The sequence below is a fragment of the Paraburkholderia sp. BL9I2N2 genome (assembly GCF_004339745.1).
Classification (GTDB): domain Bacteria; phylum Pseudomonadota; class Gammaproteobacteria; order Burkholderiales; family Burkholderiaceae; genus Paraburkholderia.
In genome coordinates, this window is the sequence record NZ_SMGP01000001.1 from 2,812,753 (window position 1) to 2,830,080 (window position 17,328).

At 61.4% G+C, this 17,328-nt stretch carries 12 protein-coding genes and 1 pseudogene; all 13 read right to left on the reverse strand.

Annotated elements, in window-relative coordinates:
- Window positions 1–3 precede the first annotated feature (3 nt).
- Window positions 4–1,365: a metallopeptidase TldD-related protein gene (locus B0G74_RS12930; protein WP_132375135.1), complete on the reverse strand. Its 1,362-nt coding sequence runs from the start codon at window positions 1,363–1,365 to the stop codon at window positions 4–6.
- A complete protein-coding gene (locus B0G74_RS12935; protein WP_132375136.1) occupies window positions 1,365–2,801 on the reverse strand; it encodes a TldD/PmbA family protein in 1,437 nt (478 codons plus the stop codon). The genes B0G74_RS12930 and B0G74_RS12935 overlap by 1 nt, the downstream gene beginning before the upstream one ends.
- Entirely contained in the window at window positions 2,794–4,461 is a 1,668-nt protein-coding gene (locus tag B0G74_RS12940; RefSeq protein WP_132375137.1) for a dipeptide ABC transporter ATP-binding protein, read from the reverse strand. Before B0G74_RS12940 ends, B0G74_RS12935 begins: the two co-directional genes overlap by 8 nt.
- Window positions 4,458–5,573 (reverse strand): ABC transporter permease, encoded by a 1,116-nt coding sequence (locus tag B0G74_RS12945; RefSeq protein ID WP_132375138.1) that lies wholly within the window; start codon window positions 5,571–5,573, stop codon window positions 4,458–4,460. The genes B0G74_RS12940 and B0G74_RS12945 overlap by 4 nt, the downstream gene beginning before the upstream one ends.
- Window positions 5,527–6,579 carry an ABC transporter permease subunit gene (locus tag B0G74_RS12950; RefSeq protein ID WP_091795321.1) on the reverse strand — a complete coding sequence of 351 codons (1,053 nt, stop codon included), beginning with the start codon at window positions 6,577–6,579 and terminating at the stop codon, window positions 5,527–5,529. Before B0G74_RS12950 ends, B0G74_RS12945 begins: the two co-directional genes overlap by 47 nt.
- 8 nt (window positions 6,580–6,587) lie before the next feature.
- The gene (locus B0G74_RS12955; protein ID WP_132375139.1) at window positions 6,588–8,477 is read right to left on the reverse strand and encodes an extracellular solute-binding protein; all 1,890 of its coding nucleotides are present in this window, start codon (window positions 8,475–8,477) and stop codon (window positions 6,588–6,590) included.
- A 282-nt stretch (window positions 8,478–8,759) separates the two neighbouring features.
- Window positions 8,760–11,500: pseudogene (locus B0G74_RS12960) on the reverse strand (TonB-dependent receptor).
- A 302-nt stretch (window positions 11,501–11,802) separates the two neighbouring features.
- The gene (locus B0G74_RS12965) at window positions 11,803–12,378 is read right to left on the reverse strand and encodes a cupin domain-containing protein (protein WP_132375140.1); all 576 of its coding nucleotides are present in this window, start codon (window positions 12,376–12,378) and stop codon (window positions 11,803–11,805) included.
- Window positions 12,379–12,680: 302 nt separating this feature from the next.
- Window positions 12,681–13,865: a tetratricopeptide repeat protein gene (locus B0G74_RS12970; protein WP_132375141.1), complete on the reverse strand. Its 1,185-nt coding sequence runs from the start codon at window positions 13,863–13,865 to the stop codon at window positions 12,681–12,683.
- Between the two features lie 9 nt (window positions 13,866–13,874).
- On the reverse strand, window positions 13,875–14,303 hold the full coding sequence (locus tag B0G74_RS12975) for a biopolymer transporter ExbD (RefSeq protein WP_011487696.1): 429 nt from the start codon (window positions 14,301–14,303) through the stop codon (window positions 13,875–13,877).
- 57 nt (window positions 14,304–14,360) lie between these two features.
- The gene (locus tag B0G74_RS12980) at window positions 14,361–14,783 is read right to left on the reverse strand and encodes a biopolymer transporter ExbD (protein WP_012432473.1); all 423 of its coding nucleotides are present in this window, start codon (window positions 14,781–14,783) and stop codon (window positions 14,361–14,363) included.
- Window positions 14,784–14,795: 12 nt separating this feature from the next.
- Window positions 14,796–15,704 carry a MotA/TolQ/ExbB proton channel family protein gene (locus B0G74_RS12985; RefSeq protein ID WP_132375142.1) on the reverse strand — a complete coding sequence of 303 codons (909 nt, stop codon included), beginning with the start codon at window positions 15,702–15,704 and terminating at the stop codon, window positions 14,796–14,798.
- A gap of 76 nt (window positions 15,705–15,780) precedes the next feature.
- Window positions 15,781–16,446 carry an energy transducer TonB gene (locus B0G74_RS12990; protein WP_207915680.1) on the reverse strand — a complete coding sequence of 222 codons (666 nt, stop codon included), beginning with the start codon at window positions 16,444–16,446 and terminating at the stop codon, window positions 15,781–15,783.
- Window positions 16,447–17,328: the final 882 nt, after the last annotated feature.

Sequence of the window (17,328 nt, forward strand, 5' to 3'; positions counted from 1 at the left end):
GGCTCATAACGTCAATTCGAATGACCTCACCAGAATGCCAGGCAGTTGCATGCCGCCCGTGGCGCGCTCGCCCCATGTCGAGTCGCTCAGTAGCAGTTCGGCTTGCGCGCCGAGTTGTTCGAGTTCGCTGCCGAGCAAACGGTACAGGCTGTCGTCGAAACGCATGGCTTCGAGCGGTGCGACGATTTCTCCGTTCTCGACCCAGAACGTCGCGAAGCGCGTCATGCCGGTGAGGCGGCAATTCATGCGGTCCGAGAAGTTCACGTACCACAGGTTGCCGATGTAGAGCCCGGTGCCGATCTTGGCGAGCACGTCTTCTTCCAGCAGATCGCCCGCTTGCATCGACAGCGCGGCCGGCGACTCGCTGGCCAGCGCACCGTTGGGCATCAAGCCGTACTCGCGCGCGCTGCGTGCGTTGGTCAGGCGTTCGGCACGGCGGCCGGCCTCGATCAGCGGGACGCTGTCACGCAGGTAGCCGTCGTCGTTGAAGCCTGGCGTGATGCCGAGGCTCAGATCTTCGCTGATCGTTACGCGCGGGTCGACTACGATTTCTCCCACATGCAGCTTGTACAACTCGCTGCGCGAGCTCGCCTGGACGCGCGCGGAAAAGCCACTCCATGCGGTGACGCCGAGCAGTTCCGCGAGCGCGGCGGGTGCCAGATAGGAACGGTAGCGTCCCGGCGCCAACGTGCGCGGCGTGCGCGCCAGAACGGCAAGACGTGTCGCGGCCTGTTCGACTTTGCGCGCGAACACGGCATCGCTCCAGTCGTCGCCGGCGTAGCTGGTTTTGATCGCGCGGCCGCTCGGGTCGTACAGCGACCAGCTGAAATTGAAGTTATCCACTTCGTACCAGCCGCGGCTGCCCTTCGTCGATGCGAAGCCGCGCACAATGGTGCCGCCCGCATAGAAGCCCACGAAGTCGAGCCCTTGCGCACATTCCGCGACGATGCGCGCGAGGCCGTCGGAATTCGCCAGCTTGCCGGAGCGCTGCGTGGTGCGCTGCCATTTCGAGGTGTCGAACAGCAGATGCGGATCGTCCGCCGCATCGCGCAGACCTTCGCGCAAGGTGGCGAGGGCCGCGCTCACTTCGTCGAGATCCTGTTGCAGATCGCCGCATACGGTCAGCGTGGAATAGGCCTGACGTGCGCCGTCGATCAGGCGCAAGGTCAGCTTGCCTTGCGACACGCTGCCGGTCTGCCGCACCTTGCCCGAATTGAAGCGAATGAAGTCGGACTGCTCGCCGGCAAATGAACTGAGGGTGGTTTCGCCGCCTTGTTGCAGGCGCTCGATCGCATCGGCGAGCAAAGTGAAATGCCGCTCCCAATCCACCGACGTAGCCGCGCGCGAAGAGATGAACTGGCTCATCATGCGCCTCCGAACACGTCGACGTTGCTGAACACGCAGGCCGGCGACGCATGGCCGACGCGGATGATCTGCGCCGGTTCGCCCTTGCCGCACATAGATGTGCCATACACTTCACGCGTGGCCGCATTGCCCACCGCACTCAGGCTACGCCAGAAATTCGCCGAAATACCGCGGTAATTAGGCTGTTTGACGACCTGCGTGAGCTTGCCGTTCTCGATCAACTGGCCGAACTCGCAGCCGAACTGGAATTTGTTGCGATGGTCGTCGATCGACCAGGACGTGTTGGTGCGCATCAGAATGCCGTGTTCGATGTTGCCGATCATCTCCTCCAGCGAACTCTCGCCCGGCTCGATATTCAGATTCGCCATGCGGTCGATCGGCGGCCGGTTCCAGTTCGACGCGCGCGAGTTCGCCACACCCGCCATGCGTGCGCGCTGTTGCGACAGCGCGCCGCCGAGCGGACGTTCCAGCACGCCGTTGCGAATCAGATATTGCTTGTGCGCTTCAGTGCCGTCGTCGTCGAATGCGTAGGTTGCCGCTTCTTCGCGCAGCTCCGGATCGAAGGTGACATTCAACAGTTCCGAACCGTAGCGATACGAACCGAACATGTCCTGCTTGACGAAGCTCCAGCCCGCGAAGTTGCGCTCGTCGCCGAGGATGCGGTCCAGTTCGAGCGGATGGCCGATCGACTCGTGAATCTGCAGCATCATCTGGTCGGGCATCAGCAACAGATCGCGCTTGCCCGACGGGCAATTCGGCGCGGCCAGCAATTGCAGCGCTTCATTGGCGACGCGCGCGCCCGATCCTTCGAAGCCGAAGCGCGTCAGCACTTCCATGCCGCCCTGTCCGAGCGTGCCGTAGTTGCCGCCCAGCGTGCGTACTTGCGTGTCGCCGTTCGCATGCGCGGCGACGCTCAATTGCGGCATCACGAAGCGGAACTGCTGGTCGATCCGCACGCCGTCGCCGGTCATGTAGAGTTGATCGGTGTGTGTGATCTGCACCGCCGCCACACGTTCGACAATCTTTGCATCGAGGTTCGCGCCCGCGCATTCCGCGCCGAGAAGCTCGAGCCATTCGGCGCGGCTCGGCAACGCGCGTTGCGCATTCGGCGACAAGTACTGCCCGCTCGCAACCGGACGTGCAACTTCGCGATGGTCGATCAGCGAGAAAGCCGCGCTCGCTTCAGCGCGCGCGGTCGCCATATCGAGCGCCGCCTGCAAACCCGCTGCCGACAGATTCGCGGTCGCGGCATAGCCCGCGCCGGCGCCCACCCACGCGATCAGCATCGCACCGCGATCGCGCACCGTGCGCAGCGGCTGCGCGACGTCATTGCGGATCTCGTGGTCGTCGACCTGTTCGTCGACAATGCGCAGCGACCAGAACGCCGCGCGGCTCTTCAGCGTTTGGGCGGCTTGCGCCCAACGTTCGTCAATCATTGGCGTGTCCCGTATGAGTCGCGGCGGCGCCCGGCTCCGGCACGTTGAGCGACGAGGCCAGCAGCGACTGGGTATAAGGATGCGACGGCGCATGCAACACATCGAGTGTGTCGCCCGCTTCGACGATGCGTCCCGACTTCATCACAATCACGCGATGCGCCATGGCTCGCATCACCGCCAGATCGTGCGTAATGAACAAATAGCTTAGCTTGTACTTTTTCTGCAGATTTGTCAGCAGATTCAGCACCTGTTTCTGGATCGAGACATCGAGCGCGCTGGTCGGCTCGTCGAGCACGATCAATTCCGGCTGGACTGCCAGCGCGCGCGCAATCGCAATGCGTTGACGCTGCCCGCCGGAGAATTCGTGCGGATAACGCAGCATCGCGTCGGCGGGCATGCCGACTTCTTCAAGCAGGCTGCCGACGCGCGCGCGCCGTGCCTTCGCATCCACTTCCGGCCGATGCACGGCCAGGCCCTCGCCGATGATCTGCTCCACCGTCATGCGTGGCGACAGCGAACCGAACGGGTCCTGAAACACGACTTGCATGCGCGAATACAGCGCGCGGCGCGAGCTCGCCGTCTTGAGCGTGGAAAGCGGCAAGCCGTCGATATGGATATGACCGGCGGCCGGCTGCTGCAGGCCGAGCACGGTGGCGGCCAGCGTCGATTTACCCGAACCCGATTCACCGACGATGCCGAGTGTTTCGCCACGCCGCACGCTCAGATCGACGTCCTGCACCGCGCGAAACGTGGAGCGCCCGAACATGGACCGCCAGCCTTTCGCCGACGTGCGGTAATCGACGGCCAGGCCTTGCACTTCCAGCAGCCGACGCGCGCCCTCCTCGACCGGCCCCACCGCGCGTTGCGGATCGCTGTCGAGCAGCCGCCGCGTGTACGGATGCTGCGGGCTCGTGAACAGCGCCTCGGTCGTATTGGTTTCGACCAGCACGCCCTTTTCCATCACCGCGACGCGCTGCGCAAAACGCTTCACCAGATTCAGGTCGTGCGTGATCAGCAGCACGGCCATGCCGCGTTCGGCCGCTTCCTGTTCCTGCAACGAAATCAACAAATCGACGATCTGCTGGCGAACGGTGACGTCGAGCGCGGTGGTCGGTTCGTCCGCGAGCAGCAAACGCGGACGGCAGGCGAGCGCCATGGCGATCATCGCGCGCTGCCGCTGGCCGCCGGACAACTGATGCGGAAAGCTGTCGATGCGCCGTTCCGGTTCGGGAATGCCGGTGCGCCTGAGCAACTCGATGCCGCGCTCGCGCGCCGCATTCGGCCGCAAACCTTCGTGCAGACGCAGACTCTCGGCGATCTGTTTGCCGATCGTGAAGAGCGGATTGAGCGCCGTCATCGGTTCCTGGAACACCATCGCGACGTCCGCGCCGCGCAAGCCACGCATCTGTTGCTCGGTTTTCTGCAGCAGGTCTTCACCATCGAGCAGCATGCGGCCGCTCAATTCGGCATGCTCGACGAGCCGCAGAATGGATAACGCGGTCACGCTCTTGCCCGAACCCGATTCGCCGACCAGTGCCACGCGCTCGCCGCGTGCAATGGAAAGACTGAGTTCGTGCACGGCGACCTTGTCGCCGAAACGCACGGAGAAACGGTCGATTTCCAGCAACGGCCGGCCGATTGGCGCCTGAGTGTTGGTCATCGCGGACCTCCGCCGAAAGCCGAACCGCGCGAGCGCGTGTCGAGCGCATTGCGCAATGCGTCGCCCATGAAGGTCAATAACAGAAGCGTAATCACCAGCGCGGCAAACGCCGACATCGAGATCCACCATGCGTCGAGATTGTTCTTGCCTTCCTGCAGCAATTCGCCGAGGCTCGGCGTGGGCGGCGGTACGCCGAGGCCGAGAAAGTCGAGGCTGGTCAGCGAGAGAATCGCCGCGCTCATGCGAAACGGCAGGAAGGTGATCACCGGCGTGAGGCTGTTCGGCAATACATGGCGCCACATGATCTGCCAGTTTGACAGACCCATCGTGCGCGCCGCCTTGACGTAATCGAGCGAACGGTTGCGCAAAAACTCGGCGCGTACGTAGTCGGACAGTACGAGCCAGCCGAACATTGACAGCAGAATGAAAAGCAGCCACAAGGTGGGCTCGAAGATCGACGCGAAGATGATCAGCAGGTACAGGTCGGGCATCGAACTCCAGATTTCGATCAGGCGCTGGCCGATCAGATCGGTGCGTCCGCCGTAAAAGCCCTGCACCGCGCCGGTCAGCACGCCGACCACGACACCGGACACCGTGAGCGCCAGCGCCATCAGCACCGACAGGCGGAAACCGTACAGCAGCCGCGCCAGCACGTCGCGCCCGAATTGATCCGTGCCGAGCCAGTTACTCGTGGTAGGTGGCGCCGGATACGGATGCGCGGCGAAGTAATCGATCGTGTCGTAGTGGAAATGATTCGGCGGATAGACCGCGAAGTTGCCGTTCGATTCGAGCCGCGAACGGATATACGGATCGAGGTAATTCGCGCGCGCCGGAAAGTCGCCGCCGAACAGCGTCTCCGGATAGTCCTTCACGATGGGAAAGTAGTAGTGCCCGTCGTAACGCACGAGCAACGGACGATCGTTGGACAACACCTCGCCAAGCAGGCTGATGACGAACAGCGAGACGAAGATCACGAGGCTCCAGTAGCCCAGACGCTGCTGCCTGAAGCGCAGCCACGTACGCCGCCACGGAGAAGGCGACGCCGCGTGCGCCGCGCCGGCCGCGTCAGCGGTCCAGGCGGTTGAATTGGATGCGGGGGTCGACGAGGACATAGCAGACGTCAGCAATGAGTTTGGTTACGAGGGCAATCAGCGTGAACAGAAACAGCGAACCGAGCACGACCGGATAGTCACGGCGAATCACCGAGTCGTACGACAGTTGGCCCATGCCGTCGAGTGAGAACAGCGTTTCGATCAGCAGATTGCCGTTCAGAAACGCGCCGACGAACGCCGCCGGCAAACCGGTGAGCAGCGGAATCGCGGCATTGCGCAGCACGTGTTTCCACAGTACGTCGCGCTCCGGCGCGCCCTTGGCGCGTGCGGTCAGCACATACTGCCGGCCGATTTCCTCGAGGAACGTGTTCTTGGTCAGAATCGTGACGATCGCGAAGTTGCCCACCACCGATGCCGTGACCGGCAGCACGATGTGCCACAGATAGTCGAGCACCTTGCCGAACGCGCTGAGGTCGTTGAAGTTATCCGAGGTGAGGCCGCGCATCGGAAACACCTGCCAGAACGTGCCGCCACCGAACAACATCAGCAGCAACACACCGAGCACGAAACCGGGAATCGCATAGCCGGCCAGTACCAGCACGCTCGTGACAGTATCGAAACGCGAGCCGTTGCGCACCGCTTTCGCGATTCCCAACGGCACCGATATCAGATACGTGAGCAGCACCGTCCATAAGCCGAGCGTGATCGACACCGGCAGCTTCGATTTGATGACGTCCCACACGCTGTCGTGCTGATAGTAGGATTGGCCGAGGTCGAACGTCGCGTAGCGTTTGAGCATCAGCAGATAGCGTTCGAGCGGCGGCTTGTCGAAGCCGAACTGCTTCTTGATCTGCTCGATCTGCTGCGGATCGACGCCCTGGCTGCCGTGATAACCGCCGCCGCCCGCCCCCGCCTCTCCGCCACGGCCAGCGCCGTGGCGGAGTTGCGTCATCACCTGTTCGACCGGCCCACCCGGCACGAACTGCGTGACGACAAACGTCAACGTGACCACGCCGAGCAGGGTCGGCACCATCAACAACAATCGTCTGAGAATGTAGGCAAGCATGCTGTGCCTCAGTGGGCCGTAGCGGCCGTGGCCGCGGTGGAAGATGCGGTCTGGGCGGCCGGCGTTTTCGTGTACCAGTAGTCGATCACCCAGTCTTCGTATTGATACGACATCGGCACCTTGTCCGGATGACCGAGCGTCGACTTGTATCCGATCCGCGCGCCCGGCGCGTAATACTCCGGCACGAGGTAGAACGAGTAGATCAGCACGCGGTCCAGGGCGCGGGTCGCCGCTTCCAGGTCGTCGAGATTGTCGGCGGAGAGCGCTGAGTGAATGAGCGAGTCGACCGCCTTGGAGCGGATGCCCGGATAGTTTTCCGAGCCGACTTCCGAGGCCGCCGCGCTGCCGAAGCGGCGCGTCAATTCCGCGCCGGGAATCGTCACCGGCGGGTAGATGAAGGTGGTCATGTCGTACTCGAAGTTGTCGAGCCGTTTCTGGTACAACGCGCTGTCGATCTCGCGCATATGCGCCTGAATGCCGAGCATACCGAGCGCCTGCATATACGGCAGGATCAGGCGGTCCATGCCCGGCTGATCGTCCATGATCTCGATCGTCATCGGCGTGCCGTTGGCGTCGCGCAATGCGCCGTCGCGATAGTGCCAGCCGGCTTGCGCCAGCAGATCGCGCGCCACGCGCAAGTTGCCGCGCAAGGAATCCGGCGTGATCGTCGTGGGTTGCTTCAGCATGGGACCGAACACTTCCGGCGGCACACTGGCTCTCAATGGTTCAAGCAAGGCCAGTTCCTTCGGGCCGGGCATGCCGGTCGCGCCGAACGGGCTCGCTGCGAAATAGCTGCTGGTGCGCCGGTATTGACCGTAGAACATCAGGCGATTCATCCAGTCGTAGTCGAATGCCATCGTCAGTGCGTGGCGCACGCGCGGGTCCTGGAACATCGGCTTGCGCAGGTTCATCAGCATGCCTTGCATCTGCGCGGGGCCGTCGGCGAATTCCCCTCTTTTCAGCAGTCCATTGTCGAAGTTCTTGCCGACGTATTTACGCGCCCATTGCGTTGCGCTGTATTCGACAATCGCGTCGGCGTCGCCGGCCTTAAACGCTTCCAGTTGCGTGTAATGGTCGCGATAGAGTTTGAAGGTGATGCTCGCGAAGCGGAACATGCCGCGCCGCGACGGTAAATTCGCGGCCCAGTAATCGGGGTTGCGGCGATAGGTGATCTGCTTGTCGTTCTTGCGCGACTCGATCAGATACGGACCGCTCGCGACCGGCGGCTCGTTCGCGATCTGGTCGAACGGCAGACGTGTGCCGTCCGCGCGCATGCCCCACTTCGGCGAGAAGATCGGCAAATCGCCAGCAATCAGCGGCGCGTCGCGCTCCGCGTGCCTGAAAACGAAGCGGATCGTGTTTTTATCGACCACGGTCGCGCTTTTGATCACTGAGAACTGCGCATTGAAGAGCGGCGATGCCTTCGGGCTCGTCAATGTGTCGAACGAGTATTTGACATCGGCCGCGGTGATCGGATCGCCGTTCGAAAAGCGCGCGGCGGGATTGATGTGGAAGGTGGCCGAAGCGAGGTCCGGCGCGACTTCGACATCGTCGGCGATCAGCGGATACTCGGAAGCCAGTTCGTCCCAACTGCGCTGCATCAGCGTATCGAACATCAGATGCAGGATGTCCGGCGCGGGCGCACCGCGTACGAGAAACGGATTCAGCGAATCGTAGCTCTGCAGTTCGTCGAAGTTCTGGAAGCTGAGCTTGCCGTCGCCCGGCGCCGCGGGATCCGCATAGTCGAAGTGCGTGAAGCCGGCAGGATATTTGGGCTCGTCGTATTGCGCAATCGAGGGCCGCGCCTGCGCGCAGACCGCGCTCAATGCCAGACACGCACCGGCGCATAGAGCGATTCGCCCGGAGGTGCGCGGCCAGAGAAACTTCACAAGTCTCATCTTCGGAATGCGTAAGGACGCGCGCCGGCTTCAGGCCGGCGCGCGGTAAATCGAATCGGCGCGAGTGACGGCCCGACGCCGTCGCTCCCGTAGCTTTCCCCGCTGGCGCAGCGCTGCTGATGACTGGCCGCCGTCGCTCGCCGTGAGCTTGAACGAGCAGTGTGCGCGGGGAACTCCAAAGCACGTCTCTAACAGAATTGCGCCGCTCCGGTACCGATGAACGGAAGCCGGAGCGGCCGACCGGCTAGACAGACTGCCGGTGCATCAGAAACATCAAGGACTTCAGAAGCGGTACGTCGCACCGACCTGGAAGAAGCGGCCGATGTTGGTGTAAAGCGACTGGTCGTAGCCCGTGATATCCGGGGTAGCCTGCCACTCGACGTCGAACGGCGGCGTGCGATCGAAGATGTTGTTGATGCCGCCGTAGATCGTCCAGTTCTTGAAGCCGCGATACGTGGCCATCAGATTGAACTGGCTGTACGACGCCACCGACAGCGTGCCGCCGTCGCCGAACTCGGCCGCCACCGCGTTGGTGTAGGGGCCAGTGTACTGCCACGTCAGCGTAGTGGTCAGCTTGCGGTAATCCCACGAGAAGCTGGTATTACCCTTCCAGCGCGGATTGGACGCACCGAACGGCTGCAGCAGCGCGAGGTTGTTGCCGGCGAAGTCCTGCGTCGGCGCACCCGGGCTATTCAGCTTGAAGTGCCACACATAGGCCCAGTCGCCTGCCAGCGTGAACGTGCCGTACTTCGTGCCCACCGACTTGCGGAAGTTCATGTCGAAGCCGTCGGTGTCGAGCGAACCGAGGTTGACGAACTGCTCCTTGATAAAGGCCACCGTGCCGTCCGGATTGCGGATCACGGTCGACGGGTTGTTCGCATCCATCACCGCGTTCGGATCGTCCGTGCCGATCACGCCGTCAATGTGAATCTTGTAGAACGCCGCACCGATATCCGTCGACGAGTCCGGCGAAAGCTGGAAGCCGATGTTGTAGTTCTTGGTGTGCTCAGGCTGCAACGCCGGATTGCCGTTGACCTGTTCCGTCGTGAAGTGCTTGGTCGGCGTGCCGCTCGGGTCGTTCGGGTCGACCAGGTTCTGGTGAGCCAGATAGGTCGCCTGCGAGTTTTCGACCAGCGTCGGGGCACGGAAGCCGCGGCTATACGATGCAAAAGCTGTAAGAGCCTGCACCGGCTGGAAGCGCAATGCGAAGCTCGGCGAGAACGCACCACCGAAGTCGCTGTAGTGGTCGTAACGGCCCGCCTGCGTGAACGTCAGGTTGCGGATGATCGGAATATCGACCTGATAGTAGACGGCGGCCACATTGCGTTCGCCGTCGACTGTCTGCACGTTGGCCGGCGCGGTCACCCCAAGCGCGCTATACGTGCGCGAGTTGATGATGTTGCTTTCGTGACGGAATTCCGTACCGAAACCGACACCGACCGGACCACCCGGCAGGTTGAACAGGTTGCCCGTCGAGGTCTTCGCCGTGACGCTGTCGAGCTTCGAGATCGCCTGCTCATAGTCGTTCTGGAAGACGCCGTTCAAGCCGTTCGGCGTGGCCGACGGGTTCGAGAAGTTGAACACGCCGTTTTGCAGAATGTTCTCGAGGCCTGCAACATTCAGCGCGTTGCCGTAGGTCGTGTCGACCGTGCTCTGCGAATGGCCGTAATCCGCGGACCAATCCCAGTCGCCGAACTTGGCCGTGGTGAACGAGCCCTTCACACCGGTCATCGCACGCCAGAACGTCGACACCGTATCCGCCGACACCGTGTTCGGGAACGTGTAGTTGATCAGCGTGGGCACACCGAACGGGTTGTACGGGTTGGTGCCCGAGACCGTGCGCGAAATCGGCAACGCCGAACCGGTGGCCGGGTTGAACGCGTTGGTCTGGCTGCTCAGCACCGCCGGACCTTCGTTCTGCACGGTTTCGTTGCGGCTCACCCAGAGGTCGGCGTAAGCCTGCACGTCGTCGTTGACCTTGAAGGTGCCGCGCACTTTCGCGTTCAGGCGCGTGATCGCCGGCACCAGCGAGGTGGTGCTGGCCGGATTCGATTTACACGTGGACGCGCCGTTCGCCGACACGCTGCCCGGAGGACAGGGGTTGAGCGCCATGTTGGTGCCGTCGGCCGTGGTCCAGAACGACTGCTGGTTCGGACCGAGCGGACCGCGAGGCCACCCGGGAACTGGCTGAAGTCCTGACCCGCGGTCATGTCGCGATCGCCGAGCGACGACCCCGTGTCGCGGTAGTAGCTCGCCGCGGCCGTCACGTTGAAGCGGTCGCCATTCAGATCGCCGATACCGCCGAGCACGCTGAAGTTGCCCTGTGCGTCGCCCGGATGCTGCGCCTTGCCGAGCTGGCCATCGATCTGCAGGCCCTGGAAGTCCTTCTTCGTGATGATGTTGACGACGCCCGCAATTGCATCCGAACCATACACCGAGACCGCACCGGTCTTCACGATGTCGATGTGGTCGATCATGTTGAGCGGGATCGAATTCACGTCGAAGAACGTGTCGGTGAAGTTCACCGCCTTGCCGTAATTCGCCACCCGTTGCCCGTCCACCAGCACCAGCGTGTACTTCTCACTCAGACCGCGCAATGCAATGCCGCCGCCGCCTTGCGCGGAGCTATTCATCGTCGTTTGACCCCAGCTGCTCCCCGAGTTCGCGGACGTGCCGCGCAGGAAGTCGGCCACGGTCGTATAACCGCTTTGCTGGATATCCTTGGCGGTGATGGTCTGAACTTCCGTATTGCCGACCTTGTCCGACGTGCGGATCAGCGAGCCGGTCACTTCAAATTTCTTGAGTTGCTGAACCCCTTTCCCCGTCGGCGTCGCGGTGTTGCCATCCGCGGACGGTGTGGCGGCAGTGCCCGTTGCCGGGGTGCTTTCCGTCGTCGCGCCTGCCGCAGTGCCGGTGGCGGCCGGCTGGCTTTGTGCAAACGCCGGTACCGCGATTACGGCCGACAATGCCAGTTCAGCCCAGACTATTCTTCTAATGGCCAGCGCCAATGCCCTTTGTTTCATTTTTCCCCTTCTCGCTCGTCAGTAAGGCCACAGCAGTATGTGAAGAGTGGTCTCGTGAACCGCTCTACTCGATATACGGCGATCTTGCGCCGCGTTCCGTTAAAGCAACGTCAAATAAGTCAGTGTCGGACTACTAATTTATTGCAATCGGAATGCGCATCGCTTTCCGATTGATGCCACTTCTACTGCCACCCGAACGGATGCCGCTATGCGCCGGCTTATTTTCCCAAATCGCGGGTACAAACTTAAGTAATGCTTACAAATATCGAGTGACTGCTTTTTCTAAAGCATGGCCTACGGCACTAAAACAATCTTGGCGTCCCTACCCACACGACCACCGCTTCTTCACGCGCGGTGTTGGACCAGGAGTGCGGCACGGTGGACTCGTAATGCGCGGTGTCGCCCGCCTGCAAGACGAACGTTGTGCCTTCCAACGTGAGCGAGATCTGGCCGCTCATCACATACAAGAATTCTTCGCCAGCGTGCGTCGTGACTTCTGATGGGTTCTGTCCCACCGGCATCCTGACGAGGATCACTTCCAGCTTGCCGCCGACCGACAGGTTCGTCAGCCTTCCAAACAGATTGGCGGTTCCGTCAAATCCGAAGTACTTCAACTCGCTTCCTCTACGCACCGACTTGTCTTCAGTCGGCGTGTCGACGAAATACTGCACCGTGACACCCAGAGCTCGCGCAATACCGACCAGCGATGTGATCGAAGGTGTTGCGTGACCCCGTTCCACTTGCGACAGAAAGGGCTTGGAAATGCCCGCGGTCTTTGCCACTTCATCCAGCGTTCGACTGAGCCGTTGGCGCAGCGCGCGGATTTTGCTTCCTATAGAGACTGCAACGTGTGCCTTGTTATTGAGTGGCAAGACCATAGCAAGACAGAATCCCGTAGTCAAAAATAGTTTGATATATGCAAATTAAGTTTCGTCCGGCGCAACGTTCTCCCCAAACGTTGCTGATAGGTCAACTGAAATTACGCCATGGACAACGGGAACAATTGGTTGTCCAGAAGACTTCCGGATACTGCGAATGCCTTGTGACGATCGCGGCTGCAACGCCAAGCAGGCATCGGAGACGAGCCACATTTCCTACGACGAGCGCGTCCCCTCGCGCCCGCCATGAGGAGAGCTCGAGCGCGTCTCGTCCGATGGAACATAACGGGAACGGAGTGTTCTTATTTCGACGCCACCAGCACCCACAAACGGGCGAGATCGGCTGAGCCATCGGTGCCTTTCACTGCACGGAAGGTTTGCAACGCGCGAGCCTTGTCGCCCGCCATGTAGTACGCCTCACCGAGATGCAGCTGCGCCTGGTCCGGATGATCGAGTCCACCCTTGGCGATCGCGGCATCCATCGCCGCCAGACCCTGCTTCGCCTGCCCCGCGAAAACCTGATTGAAACCCATGTCGACGGGGGCAACGGGGTTTGCCGGATCAGCGGGCGCTTGCGCACGTTTGGCCGCGAGTGCCTGCAGACGTTTCTCGCGATCCGCCTGCGCGTCACGCCCCAAAACGCCCGACGTAAAGCCCTGATCGATGACCTGTTTGCCTTCCGCGGTGGTGCCCGCCACGATCGCCAGTTGGGTCATTTCCATGTAGTCGTCGGCGGTCGACAGCGAGCCGGTCGCGCGACGCAAGCGATACGTGTCGATATCGAGCTTCGACGAATAGCCCGGCTTGTTGCGAATCGCCGAGAACAGATCGTCCCAGTAAGACTGCTTCGGATGATAAGCAACCAGCTTTTCGAGCGTGCTGCGGTACGTGGCATCGTCCTTCACGCGCTGCGCACAGGTGCCGAGCAATTGCAGTTGCGACTCGTCAGGCGCGTGGCCAGCGTGCACCTGCGCATCGACGCCGGGCTTGAGCAAGCTCACCACGCTCGCGCAATCGTTCGACAGGTAATAAGACTGAACCAGCAGCGTGCGCATGTCGGGATCACCGCCGCCCGACTTCAGATAGCGTTGTGCAACCTTCGCCGCCTGCGCATAGTTCTTTTGCTGGAAGTAGATGCCGGCCAATGCCGCTGACGTACGTTGCTCGTCCGCGCCGCTCAACTTCCCGGAACTCAGCAACGTTTCGTAGGCCTGAGCAGCCACGCCGGTGTCACCCGCCGCCGCCGCTGCCGCGCCACGCATCTGCTCGACCATGGTGCTTTCGTACGGCGTCTTGCCGGGCACTGCCGCCGCCTGATCGATCTTCGTCAGCGCGTCCTTGTACTTGTGCGCGCGATACAGATCCTGTGCGGCATTCAGCGGTTTCGCCACATCCGGCCGCAAAGTGTCGGCAGCATGAGAGGCGAGCGGCAGCGCGAGAGCGGCCGCGATGACGGCGCGCTTGAACCGTTGATGAATCGTTTGCATTGCCCTTCCCTATTGCATGTACTGCTCATTGCCGATCAGGCCGATCTTCGTCGCGCCCAATCGTTGCGCCGACGCCATTACCTCCGCGACATCCTTGTACGGCACCAGTTTGTTCGGACGCAGATGGATTTCCGCCTGAACCGGTTCGGCGGCCACTTGCGCGAGCCTGGATTCGAGCGCCGCGCGGTTCGGCACCGGCTGGCCATTCCAGGTCGTGGTGCCGTCGAAGTCGATATCGATCTGCACCACTTCCGGCTGCGTGATCGGCGGCGGCGGATTGCCGACCGGCAGGTTCATCTTGATGGCGTGCGTCTGAATCGGGATCGTGATGATCAGCATGATCAGCAGCACCAGCATCACGTCGATCAGCGGCGTGGTGTTGATGTCGACCATCACATCCGGTTCGCTGCCGCCGCCCGACGATACGTTCATTCCCATCATCGCCTCCTGTCGATCGGACCTGGCGCTTTACGCCTGGTCCGATCCCATGCAAAGTTAGCCGCCGCGCGCGGGCGGCTCAGTGATAAACGAAACCTTCGCGATACCGGCGCGCTCGCACTCGGTAATGACCCGGCCGATGAATTCATAACGCGCGCTCTGGTCGCCGCGAACATGCACTTCCGGTTGCGGCGTCATGACCGACACGGTTTTCAGGCGTGCCAGCAACGTCGGCGCGTCGACCTGCTTCTCGTTCCAGAAGAAGTCGCCGTCGCGGTTGACCGCGATGACGATACTTTTGGGCGTGGTCTGCAGCGGCTGGATCGTCTCCTTCGGCAATTGCACCGGCACCGTATGCGTCACGACCGGAATCGTGATCAGAAAGATGATCAGCAGAACCAGCATCACGTCGACCAGCGGCGTGGTGTTGATACTGGAGATGACCTCGTCGTTGTCGTCCTGCCCAACGCTCATTGCCATGACGGACTCCGCTTATTGAACCAGCGATGCTTCGCGAACCGCGGCGCGCGCCGGGCGGCGGCTGCCGGCCAGCAGAACGGTATGCAGTTGCGCGCCGAATGCACGCACACGCTCCATCACCGACTTGTTGCGGCGAACCAGGAAGTTGTAGCCGAGCACCGCGGGCACCGCGACCGCGAGACCGATGGCGGTCATGATCAGCGCCTCGCCCACCGGACCCGCGACCTTGTCGATCGAAGCCTGGCCGGCAATGCCGATGGCCGTCAGCGCATGGTAAATCCCCCACACCGTACCGAACAGGCCGACGAACGGCGCCGTGGAACCGACCGTGCCGAGGAAAGCCAAACCGTCTTGCAGACGATTCGACACGTTGGTGATCGCACGCTCGACCGAGGTATCGATCCACGTGTTGCGGTCCACGGCTTCGAGCAGCGCTTCGTCATGATGCTCGCCGGCCTCGATGGCCGTTTCAGCGATGAAGCGGAACGGCGAGGCTTCGTCGAGGAGCTTCGCGCCTTCGCCCAGCGACGGCGCGGTCCACAACTGCTCGTCGGCGCTCTTTGCGCGGCGGTTCGCGCGGAACTGTTCGAAGAACTTGGTGATCATGATGTACCAGCTGCCCATCGACATGATCACCAGCAGAATCAGCACGAAACGGGCAACGAAGTCGCCGTTCTTCCAGAGGGCGCTAAGGCCGTACGGGTTGCTGACGGTTTCGGACGTAGCTGGCGCCGGCGGCGGCACCGCTTCGTCGGCGGCCGTGCTCGCGGTTTGCGGCGCGGCGGTGGCCGGTGCGACGGTTGCCGACGCGGTGGCGTCGCTAGCCTGCGCATGGGCCATTTGCGGTGCAACAAAGGTATCCACCGTGGTTACGGCGATCAACATGCTTGCCGCCAGTGCGGCGAGAGTACGCTTCTTCATGCCTGCTCCAAGTTCATTAGTACAACTTCTAAACTAAGACTGATAAATCGCTACCGGTACCGAACAGTCTGTGAATTCAGTTCAGGTTAAACGAGAACGGAACTTGCACACGGACAGCCTGGCCTTGGGAAACGCACGTAAACTGCTTGACTGCGTTGAATGCGGCACGATCCAGTGAGGAGTCGTCCGAGGATTTGGCAACGCGTTCATTCGTAATATGGCCCTGCGGGTCGACAACGAATTCAATGAGGACATCACCCGTCACGTTGTTTTCCTGCGCTTCCTTCGGATAGCGGATCGACGAACGGATCTGATCCGAGTTCGGACACACGACTCCAACTTCGGTGCTCACAGGCTTGCTCGGCGCGGGCGGTGCCGGCGGTGCGGGCGGCGCCACGGCAGGCGCCGACACGACCGGCGCGGCCTGATGCGTAATGGTCGGCTGCGGCGGCGTTTGCACCTGCACTTCCGGCGGCGGCACGAACGGCGGCGGCGGCGGCGCGAACTTAGGCGGCGGCAATTGAACCGTGGGCAACGGCGGCGGAGGCGGTGGCTTCACCGGTTCGATGATTTTCGTCTCGATAGGATGCTGAATGACCTGCACGACCTTGGTGGCAAGGCCATTGATCAGCGCATAAATCAGCACGATGTGCAAAAGCAGAACAACTGCGATACCGCCAAAGCGGCGTACTGGGTTTTGCTGCTTGCGCCCAAACTCACGCGGGCGCCCCGGCCTCTCCATACGGGCCGCTACTGCCGGAAATTGCCCTTCGACTTTCGTACCCACCTTTACTCCTCCGGCGTGAATCGTCCATTTCTGTAACTGCAGTGCGCTTATCTACCGCAAACAACATTCACTTCAACCATCCGATGACCGGCGGTCCTTGATTCGGAGTCCAAAACGGACGTGACACTACCCGGCTCCGATCCGACGACACGGACGCGTCTCCAGGAGACCGCGGCCGTGCGTCATGCGAGCCGAATAGCCGATCTAAGTAGAACTACTAATAGATTAAATTTGAGCCGCTTACTTCTGCCTTGCATGAACGCTGGAGACCACCCGATCGCTATAAGTCGTAGCGCCTGGAACTTTTTGCGCAAACGTCACACGCGTTTCATCGGTCGCAACGATAGCAGGACAAAAAATGTACGGTCAAACTTTTTTTGATGACAACATACTTAGTTTAGAGAGGTAACTCTAACTCAAGCGAAATTCGCTCCGCTTTAAAAGAATAAGCGTATGTCGAGCAGATAAGCATTCGGCTTTTTCTGCCCGACAATTGGGAATTCGCTGCACATTCGTCGTGCATCGATGCACGCGAAACGGCCGGCAGTACGTCTGATCCGGATCGCGAAAGCCCCCGCTGGGCAGGCGTTTGCGCGCCATCTCAACATGACTCGCGTGGATCGCGGATAGGACGTTTGTTGTGGTGTTCGGGCGCCGGGGGTGTGACCGCCGCCGAAGGCGAGACGATAGCAGAAGAGTAGAAGCGTTTAAAAAAACTTTAGCGGTATTTACGACACTCTAAATACGCATCTCAATTACGCGTTGAATTGAATTACAAAACAATTCCAATAAATTACATTAAGCCAACAACACGAATCATGTCGGGCGCGGGCGATG